General features: G+C 51.0%; 2 rRNA genes. Both read left to right on the plus strand.

Annotated elements, in window-relative coordinates:
* Positions 1-164: 164 nt before the first annotated feature.
* Positions 165-3056, plus strand: a 23S ribosomal RNA gene (locus tag TX23_RS26555).
* A 151-nt stretch (positions 3057-3207) separates the two neighbouring features.
* Positions 3208-3256: ribosomal RNA gene (gene rrf, locus TX23_RS28940) — 5S ribosomal RNA — on the plus strand; the annotation flags it as partial.

Below are 3256 nucleotides of genomic sequence, written 5' to 3' on the forward strand. Positions count from 1 at the left end.
TCGTTCTTTAAAAATTTGGGTATGTGATAGAAAGATAGACTGAACGTTACTTTCACTGGTAACGGATCAGGCTAAGGTAAAATTTGTGAGTTCTCTTAATCGAGAAATTCGAATTTTCGGCGAATGTTGTCTTCACAGTATAACCAGATTGCTTGGGGTTATATGGTCAAGTGAAGAAGCGCATACGGTGGATGCCTTGGCAGTCAGAGGCGATGAAAGACGTGGTAGCCTGCGAAAAGCTTCGGGGAGTCGGCAAACAGACTTTGATCCGGAGATGTCTGAATGGGGGAACCCAGCCATCATAAGATGGTTATCTTGTACTGAATACATAGGTGCAAGAAGCGAACCAGGGGAACTGAAACATCTAAGTACCCTGAGGAAAAGAAATCAACCGAGATTCCCTTAGTAGTGGCGAGCGAACGGGGACTAGCCCTTAAGTGGCTTTGAGATTAGCGGAACGCTCTGGAAAGTGCGGCCATAGTGGGTGATAGCCCTGTACGCGAAAATCTCTTAGTCATGAAATCGAGTAGGACGGAGCACGAGAAACTTTGTCTGAATATGGGGGGACCATCCTCCAAGGCTAAATACTACTGACTGACCGATAGTGAACTAGTACCGTGAGGGAAAGGCGAAAAGAACCCCGGAGAGGGGAGTGAAATAGATCCTGAAACCGTATGCGTACAAGCAGTGGGAGCCCACTTTGTTGGGTGACTGCGTACCTTTTGTATAATGGGTCAGCGACTTATTTTCAGTGGCGAGCTTAACCGAATAGGGGAGGCGTAGCGAAAGCGAGTCTTAATAGGGCGTCTAGTCGCTGGGAATAGACCCGAAACCGGGCGATCTATCCATGGGCAGGTTGAAGGTTGGGTAACACTAACTGGAGGACCGAACCGACTACCGTTGAAAAGTTAGCGGATGACCTGTGGATCGGAGTGAAAGGCTAATCAAGCTCGGAGATAGCTGGTTCTCCTCGAAAGCTATTTAGGTAGCGCCTCATGTATCACTGTAGGGGGTAGAGCACTGTTTCGGCTAGGGGGTCATCCCGACTTACCAAACCGATGCAAACTCCGAATACCTACAAGTGCCGAGCATGGGAGACACACGGCGGGTGCTAACGTCCGTCGTGAAAAGGGAAACAACCCAGACCGTCAGCTAAGGTCCCAAAGTTATGGTTAAGTGGGAAACGATGTGGGAAGGCTTAGACAGCTAGGAGGTTGGCTTAGAAGCAGCCACCCTTTAAAGAAAGCGTAATAGCTCACTAGTCGAGTCGGCCTGCGCGGAAGATGTAACGGGGCTCAAACCATACACCGAAGCTACGGGTATCACGTAAGTGATGCGGTAGAGGAGCGTTCTGTAAGCCTGTGAAGGTGAGTTGAGAAGCTTGCTGGAGGTATCAGAAGTGCGAATGCTGACATGAGTAACGACAATGGGTGTGAAAAACACCCACGCCGAAAGACCAAGGTTTCCTGCGCAACGTTAATCGACGCAGGGTTAGTCGGTCCCTAAGGCGAGGCTGAAAAGCGTAGTCGATGGAAAACAGGTTAATATTCCTGTACTTCTGGTTATTGCGATGGAGGGACGGAGAAGGCTAGGCCAGCTTGGCGTTGGTTGTCCAAGTTTAAGGTGGTAGGCTGGAATCTTAGGTAAATCCGGGATTCTAAGGCCGAGAGCTGATGACGAGTTACCTTTTAGGTAACGAAGTGGTTGATGCCATGCTTCCAAGAAAAGCTTCTAAGCTTCAGGTAACCAGGAACCGTACCCCAAACCGACACAGGTGGTTGGGTAGAGAATACCAAGGCGCTTGAGAGAACTCGGGTGAAGGAACTAGGCAAAATGGCACCGTAACTTCGGGAGAAGGTGCGCCGGTGAGGGTGAAGGACTTGCTCCGTAAGCTCATGCCGGTCGAAGATACCAGGCCGCTGCGACTGTTTATTAAAAACACAGCACTCTGCAAACACGAAAGTGGACGTATAGGGTGTGACGCCTGCCCGGTGCCGGAAGGTTAATTGATGGGGTTAGCTAACGCGAAGCTCTTGATCGAAGCCCCGGTAAACGGCGGCCGTAACTATAACGGTCCTAAGGTAGCGAAATTCCTTGTCGGGTAAGTTCCGACCTGCACGAATGGCGTAACGATGGCGGCGCTGTCTCCACCCGAGACTCAGTGAAATTGAAATCGCTGTGAAGATGCAGTGTATCCGCGGCTAGACGGAAAGACCCCGTGAACCTTTACTATAGCTTTGCACTGGACTTTGAATTTGCTTGTGTAGGATAGGTGGGAGGCTTTGAAGCGTGGACGCCAGTCTGCGTGGAGCCAACCTTGAAATACCACCCTGGCAACTTTGAGGTTCTAACTCAGGTCCGTTATCCGGATCGAGGACAGTGTATGGTGGGTAGTTTGACTGGGGCGGTCTCCTCCTAAAGAGTAACGGAGGAGTACGAAGGTGCGCTCAGACCGGTCGGAAATCGGTCGTAGAGTATAAAGGCAAAAGCGCGCTTGACTGCGAGACAGACACGTCGAGCAGGTACGAAAGTAGGTCTTAGTGATCCGGTGGTTCTGTATGGAAGGGCCATCGCTCAACGGATAAAAGGTACTCCGGGGATAACAGGCTGATACCGCCCAAGAGTTCATATCGACGGCGGTGTTTGGCACCTCGATGTCGGCTCATCACATCCTGGGGCTGAAGCCGGTCCCAAGGGTATGGCTGTTCGCCATTTAAAGTGGTACGCGAGCTGGGTTTAGAACGTCGTGAGACAGTTCGGTCCCTATCTGCCGTGGACGTTTGAGATTTGAGAGGGGCTGCTCCTAGTACGAGAGGACCGGAGTGGACGAACCTCTGGTGTTCCGGTTGTCACGCCAGTGGCATTGCCGGGTAGCTATGTTCGGAATAGATAACCGCTGAAAGCATCTAAGCGGGAAACTAGCCTCAAGATGAGATCTCACTGGAACCTTGAGTTCCCTGAAGGGCCGTCGAAGACTACGACGTTGATAGGTTGGGTGTGTAAGCGCTGTGAGGCGTTGAGCTAACCAATACTAATTGCCCGTGAGGCTTGACCATATAACACCCAAGCAATTTGAGTCGAAAGGCCAGATTGCGGTGTGTGAAGACGCAATGAACCGAAAGTTCGACGCTCACAAAACACCGAAAGCTATCACATACCCAATTTGCTGAAGCGAGGCCATCTGGTCACGACTCAGTACCCGAATTTCTTGACGACCATAGAGCATTGGAACCACCTGATCCCATCCCGAACTCAG

The organism is Pseudomonas paralactis (genome assembly GCF_001439735.1).
Lineage (GTDB): Bacteria > Pseudomonadota > Gammaproteobacteria > Pseudomonadales > Pseudomonadaceae > Aquipseudomonas > Aquipseudomonas paralactis.